The following is a 19,417-nucleotide window of genomic DNA, read 5'->3' as shown; positions in this document are numbered from 1 at the left end:
CATTGACCACGAACAGGCGCGAAAGTTTGCCATGCGACGGCACGCCGCACATCCGAGCTCGCCCGCAAACGAAAGGGGCGACCGATTGGCCGCCCCTTTGGCTACACGTGTGACGTCTTATTGCAGGTTGTCGTTCAAGATGCGCGGCGTCACGAAGATCAGCAGTTCGGCCTTGTTGTTCGTGCGCGTGGTCTGGCGGAACAATGTACCCAGAATCGGGATATCACCCAGACCCGGCACCTTGACCACCGAGTCGTTCTTGGTGATCTCGTAGATACCACCGAGCACCACGGTCTGACCGTTGTCGACCAGAGCCGACGTATTCACCGAGCGCGTGTCGATCAACGGTACCTGGCCATTCGGGGTAGTCACCATCTTGTTCAGTGCATCTTTCTTTACGTTGATCGCAAGATAGATCCGGTTATCAGCGGTGATCGTCGGCGTCACCTTCAGCTCCAGTACCGCATCCTTGAACTGCACCGAGGCGGTCGGTGTACCGGAACCGCCGACACCGCCCTGATAGGTGACGTAGCCGATTTCCTGACCCTGGCGGATATCCGCTTCCTGCTGGTTGGCGGTGATCACGCGCGGGCTGGAGATGACCTCGCCACGACCTTCGGTCTGCGCTGCGGAGAGTTCCAGATCCAGCGCGTAGTTCTTGCCCAGGATGGCGAGGCCGACTGCGCCTGCCGGTGAAGTGACCGGGAGGTTTACATTGAGACCGCTGGGGCTGGTGGTACTACTACCCGTGCTGGTACCCGTCGTCGTGCTGGCAAGCGGGCCACCAATCTGCAGTACCTGGCCACTGGGATTGGTTCTCTGCCCACTGGCGCCCCACTTCACACCCAGATCGCGCTCGAAGCTGTCCGTGGCGATCACGATGCGCGATTCGATCAGCACCTGCCGTACCGGCTTGTCCAGCTCCGCAACCAGCTTGCGAATATCGGCCGTCTTCTCGGCGGTGTCGTTGAGCAACAGCGTATTGGTGCGCTGGTCGAAGGACACGCTGCCCCGCGGAGACAGGAAGCCGCGACTGGTGTTTGCACCGCCACTGCCACCGCCGCCGTTACCTTGCTTGGCGCCCGTAGTCAGCAATTTGGCGATCTCGGACGCCTTGCCATAACTGATCGGAATGAAGCTGGTGATCAGCGGCGCGTTGTCCTGGGCCTTCATGCGGGCCTCGGCCACGCTCTGCTCGTAGTCGGCCAGTTCCTTCTGCGGGGCGATCCAGATCACGTTGCCGTCGCGACGCTTGTCCAGGCCCTTGGCGCGCAGGATCACGTCCAGTGCCTGGTCCCATGGCACATTGACCAGCCGCAGGGTGACGCTGCCGCCCACGGAATCGGAGGCGACCAGGTTGAGGCCGGAAACATCGGCGAGCAGCTGCAGCGCCGAACGCACCGGGATGTCCTGGAAATTGAAGGTCACGCGATTGCCGGTATAGACAGGCTGCAAATCGCCCTTGGCCGCCGCTTCCGCCCGGGGGTCCACCTTCTTCGGTGCGATTTCAACCACGTACTGGTTACCGGTCTGGTAGGACGAGGTATCCACCGCCCCCTTGAACGCGATCTCCATATGTGCACCGCCGGGAGTGGCCCGCGTGGCGATGGACTGCACCGGCGTGGCGAAGTCGAGCACGCTCAGGCGCTGGGCCTGGCTGGCCGGCAGGTTCACGTGATCGAGATCGACCAGAACCCGGTCGCCTTCGCGGCGCATGTTGGCATGCGCACCAGGGCCGGCAAAGTTGATCAGCACGCGGCCGGCACCGTTCGCGCCACGGCGGAAGTCGATGTTGGTCACGGCCGGGCCGTCCATCGCCGAAGGCAGCGCCTTGGATGGATCGATATTGGCCGTCGAGGGGACCGCGTCCGCGGCGGAGCCGTTGTTGACGGTCAGGATCAGGCTGTCACCCTCGACCTTGGTCAGGTAGGTCGAGCTGCGCATCAGCTCCACCAGTACGCGGGTGCGACCACCGGCGGAAACGGCCGTAACGCCCGAGGTGGAACCTACGCCGACATCGGTATGACGTGCGGCGCCGTTCACCGTGTCCGGCAGGTCGACCGCGATGCGCGGCGGATCGTCGGTGGTGAAGATCCGCGGCTGCGGCACCGGGCCGTTGGCGAAATCGAGGTGAAGTGCCACGCGACCGCCCGGGAGCGTTTCGGCGTGGATGTCCTTCAGCGTGGTTGCTGCTGTCGCGTCAGTCGCCCATGCGGCGCCACCGATCAGCAGGCCCACCATCAGGCAACGGCTTGCGAGGCGCATGGCAGGGCTCCGGACAGAGTGGATTGAATTGGTCATTGCATCAGCCCCTGTAATCCTATTTCTCGCCGAGCGCGATGCTGGCAGGACGTTCCATCCAGCCACCATTGCCGTTGGGAACCAGTTCGACCAGGTCGACGTGATCCGGTGCCACATCAGTGACCCGACCATAGTTCTGGCCCATGTATTCGTTGTCGGTGACGCGATGGATCACGCCACCCGGGTCCTTGATCAGCGCCTGGATGTGCGTGCCGGTACCGATCGTGCCGACCATCTTCAGGCTGTCCAGCGCGAACATCTCCAGCGGCTGCTTGGCGCGATTCTGGTCGGGCCGCGGCCCGGAGTTGTTGCTGGACTGCGCTTCGGTCGGGCTCGGGCTGAACGGGTCGCGGCGGCCTTGATCCTTGTAGGTGAAGGTCTCGAACGTCTTGATTACCGGCAACGGCGGGATCGGCGCGCCCTTGAGGGATTTCTCGTGAGCCACCCAGGCACGCAGGTCCGACATGCCGCGGGTACAACCACCGAGCACGAGGGCCGCACCGAGCATCAGCGAGACGCGCGCCAGGCGGGCAGGTTTGATGGCAGCGATGATGTTCATTTCCGCCCCCTCGCCTTGCCGTGCGCCGGTTTCTTGTCGGCCTCGCTGGTTTCGCTGTCGTCGAGATAGCGGTAAGTCTTCACCGTGCCCTGCAACACCAACTGCTCATTGGCTGCCGGCTCGGCACCCTTGGCCGGCGCATGCAGTGGCGTCAGCGAGACGTCATGCATGGTCAGGATCACCACGCGCGGCAACGAGGCCACGTCGCTGATGAAGGTGCCGAACTGGTGATAGGTACCGATCATCTTGAGCTTGATCGGCTGCTCGGCATAGAAATCCTTGGGTGTTTCCGAGCCCGGCTGGAACAGCTCGGTTTCCAGGCCCGCGGACAGCGCAGCCTGGGAAACATCCACCAGCAGCTCGGGCATTTCGGTCTTGCTGGGCAACTGGCGCAGCAACTGGCGCAGCATGTCCTTCATCTCGTCGAGCTGCTGCTGCAGCGCCTCGAGATTGACCGCCTTGGCCTGCTTCTGGGCAAACTCCTGCTTGAGCTGGACCTCCTTGCCCATCAGCGAGGTCAGGCTGTCCTGCTGGTTGCTGACATGCAGGTACCAGCCGAAGAACACGATCACGGCAAACACCAGCACCGTGAAGAAAACCTTGACCGATTTCGGCCAGCCACCAATGTTGTTGCGGTCGAGGTTGCGCAGGTCGTCGAAGAATTTCATTACTTGACCCCTCCCTTGACGGCAGCGTTATGGGCGGGAGGCGCGGGTTTGCCCGACTCGACGGGCGTCACCGAGATCGACGGCTTGCCGGAAGCACCCGGGCTCGCCTTGGCCGGTGTAGCCGCAGCCTTCACTGGCGCCGGTGCGACCGGTGCCGTGGCTGCGGACTTGGCGGCCACCTTCTGATCGGCAGCGGCGTCCGTGGACTTGTCCTGCTTCGGCCGGCTCAGCGCGACACGCAATCCGAAGCTGTAGGGCATGCGCGAGGAGTCGTGCGTGTTTTCGGTCTTGCTCAGGTCGGCCTGCCCCATCCAGGGCGATGCCTCGATGTTGCGCATGTAATCGGCCACGCTGGCATTGGATTGGGCCACGCCACTCAGCGTCATCGACTGGCCGTTCTGCTTGAGCTCGGTGAGGCGCGCGCTGGTCGGGATGGTCTTCACCAGTTCGTCGAACAGATGCACCATCTGCGAGCGGTTGGCCTGCAGTTGCTCGATGATCTGCTTGCGCGCCAGCAGCCGTGAACGCACCTTCTCGAGGTCATTGATCTTGGCGATCTTCACGTCCACCTGCTTGATCTCGCCTTGCAGGTAGGTGTTGCGCTCGTTCTGGTTGTCGATGCGCATGCCCATCCAGAACGACCACACCAGCACGCACAGGATGCCGACCACGAAGGCCGCTCCCAGCTGCATGAAAAACTCGCGTTCGCGCTGCTTGCGGCGCTCGGCGCGCCACGGAAGTAGGTTGATATGTGCCATCAGTCGAAGCTCCTCAGCGCGAGTCCGACCGCGATCATCAGCGCCGGCGCATCCTGGGCCAGCGTCTGGGCCTGCACGCGCGAGGACAACGACATCCGCGCCAGCGGATTGGCCACCACGCACGGCACGCCAAGCTGCTCTTCGAGCATGCCGTCGATGCCTTCGATCGAGGCGCAACCGCCGGCCAGCACCACCTGGTCGACCTTGCTGTATTCGCTACCGGCGTAGAAGAACTGCAGCAGGCGACTGATTTGCTGCACCAGCGATTCCTTGAACGGCTCCAGCGCTTCGCTCTCGTAGGATTCCGGCAGACCGCCCTTGCGCTTGGCCCGGCCGGCTTCCTCGTAGGAAAGTCCGTAGCGGCGCATGATCTCGTCGGTAAGCTGCTTGCCGCCGAACACCTGCTCGCGCGAGTAGATGGTGCGCTGGTTGCGCAGCACCGACAGCGTGGTCATGGTGGCGCCGATGTCGATCACCGCCACCAGTGCGTCGCGACCCACGTTGAGCTGGTCGGCGATCAGGGCGAAGGCGTTCTCCATCGCGAAGGCCTCGACATCGACCACCTGCGCGGTGAGTCCGCCCAGGTCCAGCGCGGCGACGCGCATGTCGACATTCTCGGTGCGCGAGGCCGCGAGCAGGATGTTGTTCATCTCGGGGTTGTCGCGCACCGGGCCGAGGATCTCGTAATCGAGACTCACCTCGTCGATCGGATACGGGATGTACTGGTTGGCCTCGACCTGGATCTGACCCTCCAGGTCATCTTCCGACAACTCGCTGGCCATCGGCACGATGCGCGTGATGACGGCCGAACCGGCCACCGCCGCCCCCGCGTGCTTGAGCTTGGAGCCCGAGCGCGCCAGTGCGCGCCGGATCGCCTCGCCCACCGCCTCGACCTCGACGATGTTCTTCTCGACCACGGCATTGGGTGGCAGCGGCTCTACCGCGTAGTGTTCCACGCGATAACGGCCGCCAGACTGACTGAGCTGCAGCAGCTTTACGGCAGTCGAACTGATATCGACGCCGACCAGCGGCGGCTTCTTGGGTGTAAAGAGACCCACGGTTTTCCCCCTTGCCCCTTGCGGCTGCGGCCAGAAATCTGGCGAGCCCGCAAGGGCATTAGATCCAAAAATTAACGCAATCGCAACGGCCTACGCGATCTTTCTCGACTTTTTGACGTGATGGTCTGCACATTTGAGCTATCGCGCTTTGCGGCATCGGACCTGGATCCACGTCTTCGCCGTTCCGGTAGTGGATACTGCTACATCTATACTCTGGCGTGTTTTGACTCAGGTCTCGCTACATCCACATGACTCCCTTTTTGAAGCGTTTGTTGCGCTGGCTGCTGATCCTGGGCTTTTCCGGACTGCTGCTGGCTGCCCTTGCCGTGGGCGTCGCCTACTGGCTGGTCGCCCCTCGCCTGCCCTCGGTGGCGGTGCTGAAGGACTATCACATGCAGGTGCCGCTGCGGGTGCTCAGTGCCGATGGCAAGCTGATTGCCAGCTTCGGCGAGACCCGGCGCATCCCGGTCAGCATCGGCCAGGTGCCGGACATGCTCAAGCATGCCGTACTGTCGGCCGAGGATGCGGACTTCTACCACCACCCGGGCGTGGACTGGCGCAGCGTCGTGCGCGCCGGCTGGCATGTGATCCTGGCCGGCGGCCAGAAGGTGCAGGGTGGCTCGACCATCACCCAGCAGGTGGCGCGCAACTTCTTCCTCAGCCCGCAGAAGCTGTATTCGCGCAAGCTGATCGAGATGTTCACCGCGATGCGCATGGAGGACGAGTTCACCAAGGACCAGATCCTCGAGCTGTATCTCAACAAGATGTTCCTCGGCCACCGCGCCTACGGCGTGGCGGCCGCGGCGGAGTACTACTACGGCAAGAAGCTCGACCAGCTGACCATTCCGGAATGTGCGGCGATCGCCTCCACTTTCCAGTTGCCGTCGGCGGTCAACCCGGTCAGCAATCCCCAGCGTCTGGTGGCCCGCCGCAACTGGGTGCTGGGCCAGATGCACGAACACCACTACATCAACGACGCCCAGTACCAGCAGGCCATTGCCGCCCCGGACGACGCCTCGCCGCATGAGCAGCCGATCCAGGTGGAAGCGCCGTACCTGGCCGAAATGGTGCGCCAGCAGGTGCTCAAGCGGTTCGGCAACGACGCCCTGACCGAAGGCTACGTGGTGAAAACCACGGTCGAAAGCACCCGCCAGCAGGACGCCCTGGCCGCCGTGCGCAAAGGCCTGGTCGCCTATGACCGTCGCCATGGCTGGCGCGGCCCCGAGGCGCACCAGGACCTGGCGGCCGCACCGACCAATGCGGAGCTGGACCACGTGCTGGCCGGCTACAACGAGATCGCCGGCATGCAGCCGGCCATCGTCACCGCAGTGTCTGCCAGCGCGGCCACCGTCTACCTCGGCCACGACACCAGCGTGCAACTGGACCTGGCCGCGATGAGCTGGGCCCGCAAGTACATCAGCGACAGTCGCATCGGCGTCGCGCCCAAGGCCGTCAGCGACGTGCTCGCGCGCGGCGATGTCATCCGCGTGTCGCGTAACGGCAAGGACCAGTGGGAACTGGCCCAGATTCCCAACGCCGAGGCCGCGCTGGCCTCGATCAGGCCCGAGGACGGCTCGATCCAGGCGCTGGTGGGTGGCTTCAGCTTCCTGCGCAGCAAGTTCAACCGCGCCACCATGGCGGCGCGCCAGCCCGGCTCCAGCTTCAAGCCGTATTTCTACTCGGCCTCGTTCGACCGCGGCTTCACCCCGGCCTCCATCATCAACGACGCCCCGCTGGCCCTGCCCGACCCGTCGCGACCCGGCGGCCTGTGGACGCCGAGCAACGACGACAACAAGTTCGCCGGCCCGATGCGCCTGCGCGAAGCCTTGGTGCAATCAAAGAACCTGGTCTCGGTACGCCTGCTCGACGCGATCGGCGTGGGTTACGCGCGTACCTTCGCCACCCGCTTCGGCTTCTCGCTGGCGGCACTGCCGGACAACCTGTCGCTGGCGCTGGGCACCGCCTCGGTCTCGCCGATCGGCATGGCCCGCGGCTATGCGGTGTTCGCCAATGGCGGCTACCTGGTCACGCCGTACTTCATCAAGGAAATCGATGACCGCGACGGCAAGCCGGTGTATATCGCCAATCCCGCGCGCGCCTGCCGCACCTGTGAAGAACGCCTGCTCAACCCCACGCCACCGGCGCCGCCGCCGGCCGACATGCTGTCTGCTCCGGCCAACAGCGTGGTGGCCAGCGCCGATTCGACCCCGGCACCGGCCAGCACGACTGCCGACGAGGCCGGTGACGACCAGGGCCCGCTGCCTGCCGATGCCCATGGCGGCGGCACGCATCCGCCGGTACTGGCGCCGCATGTCCTGGATATCCGCACCGACTACCTGATCACCTCGCTGATGAAGGACGTGATCCTGCGCGGGACCGGCTCCGCCGCCCGCGCACTGGATCGCCCGGACCTGGCCGGCAAGACCGGCACCACCAACGACCACCGCGACGCCTGGTTCGTCGGTTTCGACGGTGACCTGTCCACCGCGGTATGGGTTGGCTTCGACAATTTCAGCTCGCTCGGACGTGGCGAATTCGGCGCCAAGGCCGCCCTGCCGATCTGGATGAGCTACATGGGCTCCGCACTGAAAGGCCTGCCCGAAGACAGCCTGGCGATGCCACCGGGCATCAGCACCGTGCTGATCAATCGCGACAGCGGCCTGCCGACCACAGCCAGCGATCCCAATGCGATGTCCGAAATCTTCAAGGTGGAAGATGTCGACAAGCTGCGTGCCAAGGCTGCGCAGCAGCAGAACAAGGATCAGCAGCACGCCTATGACATCTTCTGATGCGGCGAGCGAGAAGTGAGTCGAGAGGAGTGTGAAGCGAGAGAAAGCCGGCAGGCGCCATCGGCTTCCTTGCTTCGTGAAATCCCAGGTGCCAGGAGCGCACGTGCACAGGGTGCGCTCCTGCACAAAAGCACGCGATGGCAGGTTTTCGCCACACCCCGTGCACGCACAGTTCGACGTTTCCATGTAGCCTGTTGACGCAGGCTACGGAGGAACCGTCATGGCACGAGGCGAACACCACCGCATCCACGCGCACGATCGCGTGCAACGCAACCGGGTACTGATTGCCCAGGAAGCGGCGCGATTGATGAGTGAGCACGGCATCCGCGATTTCCATCGCGCCAAGCTCAAGGCCGCCGAGCGGCTGGGCATCCTCGACACCCAGGCCTTGCCGCGCAACCACGAGATCGAACAGGCGTTGCGCGAGCACCAGCGCCTGTTCCAGGCCGAAAGCCAGCCCCGGCTGCTTCAGCAACGTCGCGAGGCTGCCGTGGAGGCCATGCGTTTCCTGCAGGCCTTCGAACCACGCCTGGTCGGCGCGGTGCTCGAAGGCACCGCCGACACCCACTCGGCGATCTGCCTGCACGTATTCAGCGACGATCCCGAAGCCGTCGGCCTGTACCTGCACGAACACGGCGTACCGTTCGAAGCGCAGATGCGACGGCTGCGCACCAGCCGCGAGTCGACCGACGACTACCCGGTATTGTTGTTCGCCGCGGACGAGCTTCCCTTCGACCTGACCGTACTGCCCCGCGATGCCCTGCGCCAGGCGCCGCTGGACCGCATCGACGAGAAACCGATGCGTCGCGCACCGCTGGCCATGGTGGAGGCCCTGCTCGCCGACGATGCCGACAACGAGAGTGACTTCGAGCGCAAGCTGTCCGCCGCGTTGCGCTGACGGCCCCGCTAAACAAAACGCCCCGGCCGAAGCCAGGGCGTTTCGTCGAACTGCAACGCTTGCGTGAAACTCAGCGCTTGTCCACCGACACGTAATCGCGCACGTCGTGGCCGGTGTAGATCTGGCGCGGACGACCGATGCGCGATCCCGGAGTCTCGTGCTGCTCGATCCAGTGCGAGATCCAGCCGGCGGTACGGGCGATGGCGAACATCACGGTGAACATCTCGGTGGGGATGCCCAGCGCCTTGTAGATGATGCCGGAGTAGAAATCGACGTTCGGGTACAGCTTGCGCTCGACGAAGTACTCGTCCTTCAGCGCCGCCTCTTCCAGCTTCATCGCCACGTCCAGCAGCGGATCCTTGACGCCCAGCTCCGCCAGCACCTTGTGGCACATCTCGCGGATGATCTTCGCGCGCGGGTCGAAGTTCTTGTACACGCGATGGCCGAAGCCCATCAGGCGGAAGCTGTCGTTCTTGTCCTTGGCGCGCAGGATCGCCGACTCGACGTTGTCCGGCGTGCCGATTTCCTGCAGCTGCTTGAGCACCGCTTCGTTGGCGCCGCCATGGGCCGGGCCCCACAACGCAGTGATGCCGGCGGCAATCGACGCATACGGGTTGGCACCGGTGGAACCGACCAGGCGCACGGTCGAGGTCGACGCGTTCTGCTCGTGGTCGGCGTGCAGGATGAACAGCAGGTCCAGTGCCTTGGCGGTCACCGGCTTGAGCTCCAGCGGCTCGCTCGGCACCTCGAACATCATGTGCAGGAAGCGGTCGACGTACTCGAGGTTGTTGCGCGGATAGCGGAACGGCCAGCCGATCGAATAGCGGTAGCAGGCCGCGGCGATGGTCGGCATCTTGGCCAGCAGGCGGATCGCGGCCATCTTGCGATCGGCCGGGTTTTCCACGTTCAGGTCGTCATGGTAGAACGCCGACAGCGAGGCCACCGCAGCGGCCAGCATCGCCATCGGATGCGCGTCGTGGTGGAAGCCCTGGAAGAAGTTCTTCAGCGACTCGTGCATCATCGTGTGATGCGAGACGTCGTGCTCGAACGTGGTGAACTCTTCCTTCGAGGGCAGTTCGCCGTTGAGCAGCAGGTACGCCACTTCGAGGAAGCTGGACTTCTCGGCCAACTGCTCGATCGGATAGCCTCGATACAGCAGCACACCCTTGTCGCCATCGATGTAGGTGATCGCGCTCTTGGTGCTGGCGGTGGCGCCAAAACCCGGGTCGAAGGTGTAGTGCCCCGTATCCTTGTAGAGCGTGGCAATGTCGATGCAGGCCGGGCCGAGCGTGCCACTGATCAGCGGGAGTTCGCTGCTGCGGTTGCTCGACTCGTCCATCAATTTGACGGTCTTGGTATCGGACACGGAAACCTCCTTGCGGCAAAGTGGCGTCGCCGGCTTGTGTCACGCAGGACATGGACCAGCGGGGGAAATGGGGCATCGCGGGCGGGGAAACCACGCCATGCATCCGTGACATTATCGCACAACGGCAGATGAACATCCGTTCGCGGATGGTCGAATTTGAAACGCAAAAAAACACGGGGTGAGCGATGCCCACCCCGTGTCTTGCGTTCGTCCGGATGGCCGCTCAGCGCGGCCCGCGCTCACTTCTGCGCGTAACGACGACGGAACTTGTCGACGCGACCGCCGACGTCCAGCGTCTTCTGCTTGCCGGTATAGAACGGATGGGAATGGCTGGAGATATCCACCTTGACCAGCGGGTACTCGTTGCCGTCTTCCCACTTGACGGTGTCCTTGGTCGCGATCGTCGAGCGCGTCAGGAACGCGAACTCGGACGACAGGTCCTGGAACACCACCGGGCGATAATTCGGATGGACATCAGGCTTCATGATGGACTCAAAGTGGTGCGTGAAAAGAGGGCAATTGTACTGAGTCGCCTGCGATGCAGTCAACTGACGCCTTGCCCGGAATGCGAAACTCCCCGCCACAGGGCGCTTCGTGAAGGCTCACGCCGCACCCAGCGCCCCGCGAATCAGCGCCGCGAACCGCTCCCGGTCCAGCTCCAGCACCACGTTGGCATTGGCCGGCCGGCCGAGCCGACCGGCCCAGTCCACCACCGTGGCGCCCCGGGTCAGGCGGCCGTCCAGTTCCACCGCCACGTGGCGGCGTTCGCTGCGGATGACAATGGCCGGGTCGATCGCCACCGCCATCGCCAGCGCATCGGCGGCCACCACCCCATGACGATCGTGGCTGGCGTTGTAGGCGCGCGCGGTGCCGAAAATCTTGCCGAAGAAATCGGCGCGCTTGTCGCCGGCGGCAAGCCACTGGTCGAACTCGGCATCGTCGAAGGCGTGTCGCAGGGTGGCTTCCCAGTCGACCAGGTCGAATTCGGGAAAACCTTCGAAGACCACATGCGCCGCCTCGGGATCGAAACCGATGTTGAATTCGGCGGGAATCTTGCCGGTGTTGCCATGTCCGGTCACCGCCCCGCCCATCACCACCAGCCGCTTGACCCGCTGCGGCAGGGTGGGATCGAGCCGCAGGGCCAGCGCCAGGTTGGTCAGCGGCGCCAGTGCCACCAGGGTCAGCTCGCCCGGCCGCTCGCGGGTCAGGCGCAGCAGCGCCAACGCAGCCGCCTCGTCCGCCACCGGTGCGACCGGCGCGGGAAAACCGACATCGCCAAAACCATCCGTGCCGTGTACGAACGCGGCGTCTTCTTCCGGCATACGCACCAGCGGTGACGGGCAACCGCCAAACACCGGAATCGTGGCGCCCAGCAGGTCGACCAGCGTGCGCGCGTTGCGCACCGTATGCGCCAGCCCCACGTTGCCGGCGGCGATGCTGAGGCCGGCAATGTCGGCATGCGCATGCGCCATCAGGATGGCCAGCGCGTCGTCCACGCCGGGGTCGGTATCGATCAGAAGTTGCGGTTTTCTCATGGATGGATGATCGCAAGAATTGAATTGAAAAGTGCAGCCAGGGATGGCTGCCCATTTGATCTTCGCAATCAAGGATGATTGCAAAAGCTAAGCCTGCGCGTAACGCGCCGACGCACCGATCCAGCGCATGACCAGCCGCTCCGCCTCGCGCGGGTTTTTCGCCAGCATCCGCTCACCCACCTGCTGTACCGCCGGCAACAGGTGCGCATCGCGTGCCAGGTCGGCGATGCGGAAGGCCAGCTGGCCGGTCTGCCGCGTCCCCAGCACTTCGCCTGGGCCGCGCAACTCCAGATCCTTTTCGGCGATGCGAAAGCCGTCGCTGGTCTCGCGCATCACCTGCAGGCGCTCCCGCGCGAGCTGCCCCAGTGGCGGCTGGTACAACAACACGCAACTGGACGCGACGGCGCCCCGCCCCACCCGGCCACGCAACTGATGCAGCTGGGCCAGGCCCAGCCGCTCGCTGTTCTCGATCACCATCAGACTGGCATTGGGCACGTCCACGCCCACCTCGATCACCGTGGTGGCCACCAGCACCGCCAACTCGCCGGCCTTGAAGGCATCCATCACCGCCTGCTTTTCCTTCGACTTCATGCGGCCATGAACCAGCCCGACCCGGCAATCGTCCAGCGCCGCGGAGAGTTCGGCATGGGCCACCTCGGCGGCCTGCGCGCGCAACTGCTCGGATTCCTCGATCAGCGTGCACACCCAGTACACCTGCTGGCCGCCACGGCAGGCGGCATGGATGCGCTCGATCACCTCGGCGCGGCGCGCATTGGACACTGCCACGGTCTGCACCGGCGTGCGCCCGGGCGGCAGTTCGTCGATGGAGGATACGTCGAGGTCGGCATATGCACTCATCGCCAGCGTGCGCGGGATCGGCGTGGCGGTGAGCACCAGCTGGTGCGGTACCAGCCCGCTGCCGTGATCGGCCCCCTTGTCGCGCAACGAAAGGCGTTGCTGCACGCCGAAGCGGTGTTGCTCGTCAACGATGACCAGCCCCAGCTGCGCGAACGCCACGCCCTCCTGCATCAGCGCATGCGTACCGACCACCACCGGCGCGCCTTCGGCCACCCGCGCCAACGCCTTCTGGCGGGCCTTGCCGGTGACCTTGCCGGCGAGCCACTCCACCTCGATGCCCAGGGGCTCCAGCCAGTGGCGGAAATTGCGCAGATGCTGCTCGGCCAGCAATTCGGTGGGCGCCACCAGTGCCGCCTGCCGGCCCGACTCGACCGCAGCCAGTGCGGCCAGCGCAGCCACCACGGTCTTGCCCGAACCCACATCGCCCTGCACCAGCCGCAGCATCGGCTTCGGACAAGCCAGGTCGGCCATCACTTCCCGCGTCACCCGCTGCTGCGCAGCCGTGAGCCGGAAGGGCAGCGCCGCGTGCAATGCCTGCTGCAACGTGCCGTCACCGCCAAGCGCAGGCGCATGCCGGTGGCGCACCGCCGCCCGCAGGCGCTTCAGGCTCAGGTGCTGGGCCAGCAATTCCTCGAACGCCAGGCGCTGCTGTGCCGGGTGACGCCCCTGCACCAGTTGCGCCAATGCGGCATCCGGCGGCGGTCGATGGACGTAGAGCAAGGCGTCGCGCAGCGAGGTCAGCCCATGATCGGCACACAGCGCGCCCGGAATCAGCTCCAGTTGCGCATCCCCCGGCAACAACGCCAGCGCCTTGGCCACCACGCCAGCCAGGCGCTTCTGGCCCAATCCCTCGGTGGTGGGGTAGATCGGGCTCAGCCGCTCCTCCACGGCCACCGCCTCGCCATCGCCGATGCGCTGGTATTGCGGATGGATCATCTCCGGCCCGTGCGCCCCCTGGCGCACCTCGCCGAAACAGAGCAGGCGCGTACCCGGCTGCAATTGCTCAAGCTGGGCCCGGCGAAAATGGAAGAAACGCAACTGCAGGGTATGCCCGGCGCCGTCGCCGATGGCCACCTTCAACTGAGGCCGGTAACGGAAGCCGCGCTCCACCTCTTCGATCGAGCCCACCACCTGCACGCGATCACCGGGCCGAAGATCGGCGATCGCGGTGACGCAGGTCTTGTCTTCGTAGCGCAACGGCAGGTGAAACCACAGGTCCTGCACGCACGCCAGTCCCAGCCGCTCGAGCGCAGCCGCCAGTGCCGGCCCGACGCCCGGCAAGCTGGACAGCGGCGCCAGGCCGGGATCAGTGGATTCGGTCGACGGACGGGCGTTGCGGGGAGCCATGGGCCAAGCCTAGCCGGAGCGCACGCTCGCGCCCAGCCGTACCGGCGGCGATCAGCGTAGGCCGACGCCGCGCCGATCGATCAGGACAACACCATCACCGCATCCACTTCCACCTGGGCACCCTTCGGCAGCGCGGAGACCTCGATGGTGGAACGCGCCGGATACGGCGCCTGGAAATACTCCGCCATCACCGCGTTCACCGCGGCAAAGTTGGCGAGGTCGGTGACATAGATGCCCACGCGCACCACTTGCGGCAGCGAACCACCGGCCGCCTTGGCCACTGCGACGAGATTCTCGAACACGCGGCGCGTCTGCGCGGTGATGTCACCGTCGACGAGGTTGCCGGTCGCCGGATCAAGCGGGATCTGCCCGGAAAAGTACACGGTGTCGCCGGCGCGCACGGCCTGCGAATACGGGCCGATGGCGGCAGGCGCCTGGTCGGTAGCAATGATTTGGCGGGACATGGGGAAACCTCAGTCGGAAAAGGCGATTGTAGGAGCGCACCTTAGTACGCGAAAACCTCGACGTCGTGGCCGGCCGGTCTTCGCGCGCAGGGCGTGCCCTACAGCGGATACCGGTACACGCCGCTGACCACGCCGGTGCGACGTACGCGGCGCATCACGTCGGCCAGGTGCTTGCGATTCCTCACCTCGATGGTGAACAGCAAGGTGGCCGCGGCCAGGTCGCGCTCGACGTACTCGACATTCTCGATGTTGGAATCGGCCGCCGCGATCGCCGCGGCGATGGTGGCCAGCACGCCGGGGCGATTGATCACCTCGATGCGCAGTTCGGCGCGGTAATCGCCCTGCACGTCGCGATCCCATTCGATGCCCACGCAACGCTCGGGCGACTTGCGCAACTCGACCACGTTCGGACATTCGGCCCGATGCACCACGATGCCCTTGCCCGAGGACAGGTAACCGATGATCTCGTCGCCCGGCAGCGGATGACAGCAATTGGCGAAACTGAGCACGCCACGCTCGGCGCCGGTAATGCGGATCTTCTCGGCCGGATGCACGAGCGCGGAGGCCTCATGCGAACGCCGCCCGCGAGTGGCAACCAGCTGGCTGGCCACCTGGTCGGGCATGCGATTGCCCAGCGCGATATCGGACAGCAACTCTTCCAGCCGCTTGAACTTCGACTCGTGCAGGAAGCGGTCCAGCACCGTGGGCGGGATCACTTCCAGGCTGCTGCCCAGCGCGTCCAGCGCGCGATCGAGCATGCGATGGCCGAAGTCCACCGCGTCCTCGTGCTGCAGATGCTTCAGGTACTGGCGGATCGCGGTACGTGCCTTGCCGGTGACCACCACCTCCAGCCACGCCGGGTTTGGCACCGCCGACGGCGCGGTGATGATTTCCACCAGTTGCCCGGATTCCAGCCGCGTGCGCAGGGGCAGCAGTTTCTTGTCCACGCGGGCAGCCACGGCATGGTCGCCCACGTCGGTATGCACGGCATAGGCGAAGTCCAGCGCGGTGGCGTTGCGTGGCAATGCCAGGATGTCGCCACGCGGCGTGAACAGGTAGACCTCGTCCGGGAACAGGTCGATCTTGACGTTCTCGATGAACTCGGCCGACGAGGCGGTATGCACCGAGCTGTCGGCCAGCGAGGACAGCCACTCGCGCGCCCGCGCCTGCGCGCTATTGGCCGGACCGCTGTCGGTCTTGTAGGCCCAGTGCGCAGCCACGCCACTCTCGGCCACGGAGTCCATCTCGGCGGTGCGGACCTGCACCTCGATCGGCGCGCCGAACGGCCCCAGCAGCACCGTGTGCAACGACTGGTAGCCGTTCGCCTTGGGGATCGCGATGAAGTCCTTGAAGCGACGATCCACCGGCTTGTACAGCGCGTGCACCACGCCGAGCGCCATGTAGCAGCTCATCGCGCTGTCGACCACCACGCGGAAACCGTACACATCCATCAGCTGGGCGAAACTCTTGTGCTCGCTGTGCATCTTCGAATAGATGCTCCACGGCGACTTGATCCGCCCTACCACGCGCGCCGGCAACTGGTCGGCCGCCAGGCGTGCGGACAGCGCCTCCTCGATCTTGCCCATCGCCTCGCGCCGATTGCCCAACGCCGCGCGGATGCGCTCGCTGATGACGCGGTAGCGGTCGGGATACAGCGCGCGGAAACCGAGGTCCTGCAGCTCGGCCTTGATCTTGTTCATGCCCAGGCGCTGGGCGATCGGCGCGTAGATTTCCAGTGTCTCGCGCGCGATGCGGCGACGCGACGGCGCATCCTTGGCGCCCAGCGTGCGCATGTTGTGCAGGCGGTCGGACAGCTTGATCAGGATCACGCGCAAGTCGCGCGCCATCGCCAACAGCATCTTGCGGAAACTTTCCGCGTCCGCCTCCTGGCGACTGCCGAACTTCATCTTGTCCAGCTTGGTGACGCCGTCGACCAGCTCGGCCACGGTTTCGCCGAACTCACTGGCCAGCGCGCTGCGACTGAGCTCGGTGTCCTCAAGCGTGTCGTGCAGGATGGCCGCGATGATGGTCTCGGCATCCATGCCCAGCTCGGCCAGGATGCCGGCGACCGCGACCGGATGCGTGATGTAGGGCTCGCCGCTCTTGCGCGCCTGCCCCTCGTGGGCGTGCGCCCCCACTTCGTAGGCACGCAGCACACGCTCGATCTGGCTTTCGGGGAGGTAACCGAGGCGCTCTCTCAGCGCCAGCACGTAGGGAGGCAGCACGGACGGATCCAAGGGAGGATGCGTGGCCGCCGGCATCGATATGCGGGGCCCGCTCAGGCGCCCGCCTCCATGGTTTCGCGACGGCAGGGGACGCCCCCTGCGAACAGGGCGCGATCAGACATGCCGGCGGGGCCGGCCAGGCGACTGCGGGATCGACAGCCGCCGTCGTCCATCAGTCGTCGCCGCCCTTGGAAAGGTCGTCGTCGACCTCGGCCGCAGCCCACTCCAGCGCCTCGCGCTCGGCGCGCTCGCGCTCGGCCTTGTCGATTTCGTCGATGGTGGCCTGGTCGATGCGACGGTCCGCGATTTCGCGCAGGGCCAGCACCGTCGGCTTGTCGTTGTCGGGGTTGACGGCCGGATCGGCACCCTTGGCGAGCTGCCGGGCGCGTTTGGTCGCCATCAGAACCAGCTCGAATCGGTTGTCGACCACCTCGAGGCAGTCTTCCACGGTAATGCGTGCCATGTGAAATCCTTAAGCGATAAAGCGACTTATACAGAATGACAGTGTAGCCAGCGCGCGCTTGGCTGGCAATGCAAGGCCACGTATCATGGGCGGTCAGGCAACGATATGGCACCGTCTGCTCGCGGATCGTGCAGAATATAAAACCAAGCAGTACAATTATCTCCTCCCCCTCCTCCGCAGCGGACCCCCTGCCGATGCCTTCATCCTTCCGCTTCCCGTTGTCCAGGCTTGTCGCACTCTGCGCCGTGCTGGCCGTCGCCGGCTGCGCCGTGGCGCCCCCGCGCACCGACGATCCCTTGCAGCACTTCAACCGCAAGGTCTACGCCTTCAACGATACCGTGGACAAGTTGGCCATTCGACCGGTGGCCGTCGGCTACCGCAAGGTGACCAACCCGCCGGTGCGGCGCTCGGTCAGCAATTTCTTCTCCAACCTGCGCATGCCCATCACGGTGGCCAACGACCTGCTGCAGGCGCGCCCGAAGCAGGCACTGGAAGGTTCCGGCCGCTTCCTGGTCAATCTCACCCTGGGTATCGGCGGCATCTTCGACCCGGCTACGGCCATGGGCATTCCGGATGGCGATACCGACTTCGGCATCACGCTGGCGCGCTGGGGCGTGCCGGAAGGCGACTTCCTGATGCTGCCACTGATCGGCCCCACCACCATGCGCGACGTGTGGCGCCTGCCGGTGGACAGCTACTTCTTCGATCCGCTGCATTACCTCACCAGCAACCACAAGTTCCACCACGGCGTGTACTACATCCCCTCCGTGCTGTATCTGGTATCGCTGCGCGCGCAGGCGATCGACGCGGAAAGTTTCCTGGAATCCGCCTACGACCCCTATGCATTCCTGCGTGATGCCTATCGGCAGCATCGTCTGTACAAGCTGTACGACGGCAACCCGCCCGCCGACGTGATCGAGCGCATGCAAGGCCTTGACCAGAAAGGCTTCGATCCCGACCAGTTGCTTCAAGAGCAGCATCAGTGGGAGAAGAAGAACGACGACGGCGCCGCCAAGCCGGCCAACGCGAAGGGGGCAACCCTGCCAGCCGGTACCACCGGACACGGCTGAAGCGTCGCCGCGCAATACCGTCAGCACACATGAAAACGGGGCCAATCGGCCCCGTTTTCATGTGTGCATCAAGATCGGGATCTCAAGCCAGCATCGGAGCCACGCCACTGACCTGCGCCAGTGTGCGCATACCCGCCGGCGCGTTCAGCACGCGCACCGGTCGCCCCTGCTCTGCGGCGTCAGCCAGCACCGCCAGCACGCAGGCTAGGCCGGCGCTGTCGCAGCCCTGTACCGCCGCCAGGTCGAGCTGGTGGCGCGGGCCCTGGCCGAGCGCCGCATTCAGCGCAGCCAGCGCAGCAGCAGCAGTGGCAAAGCTGAGCGTGCCGGATACCGCCACGGTATCCAGCACGCTGCTGTCCAGGCGGAAGCTTTCGCCGCTCGTCACGTCAATGGCCCTGCTTGTCCTGCTCCATCGACTTCAGCGCCTGCGCGCCCTGGGTCTCCAGATTCTTGATCAGCTGGTCGATGCCGACCTTGCGGATTTCCGCATCGACCTGGTTACGGTAGTTGGTGATGTAGGAAATGCCCTCGATGATCACGTCGTAGGCCTTCCACTCGCCACTCTGGGTCTTGCGGAACGCGTAGTCCACCGAGATGGTCTTGCCGTTGCTCATCACCACCTGGGTACGCACCACGGTACGGCGACTGTTGAGGTCGCCATTGAACGGCAGCACGTGCACCGCGCCCTGTGTGTAGTTGAGCAGGCCTTCCGCATAGCGGTGGGTGATCGAGTTGTAGAACGCCTTGGCGAAGCGGGCGCGCTGCTCCGGCGTGGCAGCACGTGCGTGCTGGCCCAGCACCAGGATCGAGGCGTAATCCACGTCAAAGTGCGGCAGGAAGATCTCGTTGATGATCGAGATCAGCTTTTCCTTGTTCTTCGCCAGCTCGGCATGGTGCCCGGCGACGGCGGTATCGAGCTGATGGGCGATGCCCTGCACGATCTGCACCGGCGACTGGTCGGTGGCCGGGGCCTGGCTGGCGGCATTCTGGGCGAAGGCCGGAGCGGCAATCGCGCCTCCCAGCACAAGGGCGGTGGCAAGAACCAAGTTGCGCAACAT

At 65.1% G+C, this 19,417-nt stretch carries 17 protein-coding genes; 3 read left to right on the top strand and 14 right to left on the bottom strand.

Features of this window, described 5'->3' with window-relative positions:
* Positions 1-117: 117 nt before the first annotated feature.
* The 5 genes from BMY90_RS04705 to BMY90_RS04685 are packed head-to-tail and all read right to left on the bottom strand — an operon-like array spanning position 118 to position 5,344.
* Positions 118-2,265: a type IV pilus secretin PilQ gene (locus BMY90_RS04705; RefSeq protein ID WP_092702048.1), complete on the bottom strand. Its 2,148-nt coding sequence runs from the start codon at positions 2,263-2,265 to the stop codon at positions 118-120.
* A gap of 55 nt (positions 2,266-2,320) precedes the next feature.
* The gene (locus BMY90_RS04700) at positions 2,321-2,860 is read right to left on the bottom strand and encodes a pilus assembly protein PilP (RefSeq protein ID WP_092702046.1); all 540 of its coding nucleotides are present in this window, start codon (positions 2,858-2,860) and stop codon (positions 2,321-2,323) included.
* Positions 2,857-3,528: a type IV pilus inner membrane component PilO gene (locus BMY90_RS04695; protein ID WP_092702044.1), complete on the bottom strand. Its 672-nt coding sequence runs from the start codon at positions 3,526-3,528 to the stop codon at positions 2,857-2,859. The genes BMY90_RS04700 and BMY90_RS04695 overlap by 4 nt, the downstream gene beginning before the upstream one ends.
* On the bottom strand, positions 3,528-4,286 hold the full coding sequence (locus BMY90_RS04690; RefSeq protein ID WP_092702042.1) for a PilN domain-containing protein: 759 nt from the start codon (positions 4,284-4,286) through the stop codon (positions 3,528-3,530). The genes BMY90_RS04695 and BMY90_RS04690 overlap by 1 nt, the downstream gene beginning before the upstream one ends.
* A complete protein-coding gene (locus BMY90_RS04685; RefSeq protein ID WP_008211562.1) occupies positions 4,286-5,344 on the bottom strand; it encodes a pilus assembly protein PilM in 1,059 nt (352 codons plus the stop codon). Before BMY90_RS04685 ends, BMY90_RS04690 begins: the two co-directional genes overlap by 1 nt.
* A 248-nt stretch (positions 5,345-5,592) precedes the next feature.
* On the opposite strand from BMY90_RS04685, the gene BMY90_RS04680 reads away from it, so the two are divergent.
* Together BMY90_RS04680 and BMY90_RS04675 are read left to right on the top strand one after the other, a co-directional pair.
* Positions 5,593-8,133 (top strand): penicillin-binding protein 1A, encoded by a 2,541-nt coding sequence (locus tag BMY90_RS04680; protein ID WP_092702040.1) that lies wholly within the window; start codon positions 5,593-5,595, stop codon positions 8,131-8,133.
* Between the two features lie 220 nt (positions 8,134-8,353).
* The gene (locus BMY90_RS04675; protein WP_092702038.1) at positions 8,354-9,031 is read left to right on the top strand and encodes a hypothetical protein; all 678 of its coding nucleotides are present in this window, start codon (positions 8,354-8,356) and stop codon (positions 9,029-9,031) included.
* A 70-nt stretch (positions 9,032-9,101) separates the two neighbouring features.
* Here BMY90_RS04675 and BMY90_RS04670 read toward each other — a convergent pair whose 3' ends face one another.
* The 7 genes from BMY90_RS04670 to rpoZ form a co-directional block, all read right to left on the bottom strand.
* Entirely contained in the window at positions 9,102-10,397 is a 1,296-nt protein-coding gene (locus BMY90_RS04670; protein WP_092702036.1) for a citrate synthase, read from the bottom strand.
* A 239-nt stretch (positions 10,398-10,636) separates the two neighbouring features.
* Positions 10,637-10,882, bottom strand: coding sequence for a type B 50S ribosomal protein L31 (locus BMY90_RS04665; protein ID WP_008211571.1), 246 nt, complete (start codon positions 10,880-10,882; stop codon positions 10,637-10,639).
* Between the two features lie 117 nt (positions 10,883-10,999).
* Positions 11,000-11,932 (bottom strand): nucleoside hydrolase, encoded by a 933-nt coding sequence (locus BMY90_RS04660; protein ID WP_092702034.1) that lies wholly within the window; start codon positions 11,930-11,932, stop codon positions 11,000-11,002.
* Positions 11,933-12,019: 87 nt separating this feature from the next.
* Positions 12,020-14,137: an ATP-dependent DNA helicase RecG gene (recG, locus tag BMY90_RS04655; protein WP_092702032.1), complete on the bottom strand. Its 2,118-nt coding sequence runs from the start codon at positions 14,135-14,137 to the stop codon at positions 12,020-12,022.
* A gap of 80 nt (positions 14,138-14,217) precedes the next feature.
* Positions 14,218-14,601 (bottom strand): RidA family protein, encoded by a 384-nt coding sequence (locus BMY90_RS04650; RefSeq protein WP_008209492.1) that lies wholly within the window; start codon positions 14,599-14,601, stop codon positions 14,218-14,220.
* Positions 14,602-14,699: 98 nt separating this feature from the next.
* Entirely contained in the window at positions 14,700-16,862 is a 2,163-nt protein-coding gene (locus tag BMY90_RS04645) for a RelA/SpoT family protein (RefSeq protein ID WP_092702030.1), read from the bottom strand.
* Positions 16,863-16,998: 136 nt separating this feature from the next.
* Positions 16,999-17,289 (bottom strand): DNA-directed RNA polymerase subunit omega, encoded by a 291-nt coding sequence (gene rpoZ / locus BMY90_RS04640; protein ID WP_092702028.1) that lies wholly within the window; start codon positions 17,287-17,289, stop codon positions 16,999-17,001.
* Between the two features lie 194 nt (positions 17,290-17,483).
* Between rpoZ and BMY90_RS04635 the strand changes: the two genes are divergently transcribed.
* Positions 17,484-18,359 (top strand): MlaA family lipoprotein, encoded by an 876-nt coding sequence (locus tag BMY90_RS04635; RefSeq protein ID WP_245734899.1) that lies wholly within the window; start codon positions 17,484-17,486, stop codon positions 18,357-18,359.
* 82 nt (positions 18,360-18,441) lie between these two features.
* Here BMY90_RS04635 and BMY90_RS04630 read toward each other — a convergent pair whose 3' ends face one another.
* Entirely contained in the window at positions 18,442-18,744 is a 303-nt protein-coding gene (locus tag BMY90_RS04630) for an STAS domain-containing protein (RefSeq protein WP_245734897.1), read from the bottom strand.
* A gap of 1 nt (position 18,745) precedes the next feature.
* Complete coding sequence (locus tag BMY90_RS04625; protein ID WP_092702022.1) at positions 18,746-19,417, bottom strand: MlaC/ttg2D family ABC transporter substrate-binding protein; 672 nt, start codon at positions 19,415-19,417, stop codon at positions 18,746-18,748.

Source organism: Rhodanobacter glycinis, from assembly GCF_900114325.1.
GTDB lineage: Bacteria > Pseudomonadota > Gammaproteobacteria > Xanthomonadales > Rhodanobacteraceae > Rhodanobacter_A > Rhodanobacter_A glycinis.
Note: the sequence above shows the minus strand (reverse complement) of the source record. Positions and strands in the feature narration are given on the sequence as shown.

Coding starts and splice junctions, on each gene's coding strand:
- BMY90_RS04695 (WP_092702044.1), bottom strand. CDS start 3,528: ATGAAATTCTTCGACGACCTGCGCAACCTCGACCGCAACAACATTGGT.
- rpoZ (WP_092702028.1), bottom strand. CDS start 17,289: ATGGCACGCATTACCGTGGAAGACTGCCTCGAGGTGGTCGACAACCGA.
- BMY90_RS04650 (WP_008209492.1), bottom strand. CDS start 14,601: ATGTCCCGCCAAATCATTGCTACCGACCAGGCGCCTGCCGCCATCGGC.
- BMY90_RS04635 (WP_245734899.1), top strand. CDS start 17,484: ATGCCTTCATCCTTCCGCTTCCCGTTGTCCAGGCTTGTCGCACTCTGC.
- BMY90_RS04625 (WP_092702022.1), bottom strand. CDS start 19,417: ATGTTGCGCAACTTGGTTCTTGCCACCGCCCTTGTGCTGGGAGGCGCG.
- BMY90_RS04690 (WP_092702042.1), bottom strand. CDS start 4,286: ATGGCACATATCAACCTACTTCCGTGGCGCGCCGAGCGCCGCAAGCAG.
- BMY90_RS04665 (WP_008211571.1), bottom strand. CDS start 10,882: ATGAAGCCTGATGTCCATCCGAATTATCGCCCGGTGGTGTTCCAGGAC.
- BMY90_RS04660 (WP_092702034.1), bottom strand. CDS start 11,932: ATGAGAAAACCGCAACTTCTGATCGATACCGACCCCGGCGTGGACGAC.
- BMY90_RS04705 (WP_092702048.1), bottom strand. CDS start 2,265: ATGCGCCTCGCAAGCCGTTGCCTGATGGTGGGCCTGCTGATCGGTGGC.
- BMY90_RS04700 (WP_092702046.1), bottom strand. CDS start 2,860: ATGAACATCATCGCTGCCATCAAACCTGCCCGCCTGGCGCGCGTCTCG.
- BMY90_RS04645 (WP_092702030.1), bottom strand. CDS start 16,862: ATGCCGGCGGCCACGCATCCTCCCTTGGATCCGTCCGTGCTGCCTCCC.
- recG (WP_092702032.1), bottom strand. CDS start 14,137: ATGGCTCCCCGCAACGCCCGTCCGTCGACCGAATCCACTGATCCCGGC.
- BMY90_RS04680 (WP_092702040.1), top strand. CDS start 5,593: ATGACTCCCTTTTTGAAGCGTTTGTTGCGCTGGCTGCTGATCCTGGGC.
- BMY90_RS04675 (WP_092702038.1), top strand. CDS start 8,354: ATGGCACGAGGCGAACACCACCGCATCCACGCGCACGATCGCGTGCAA.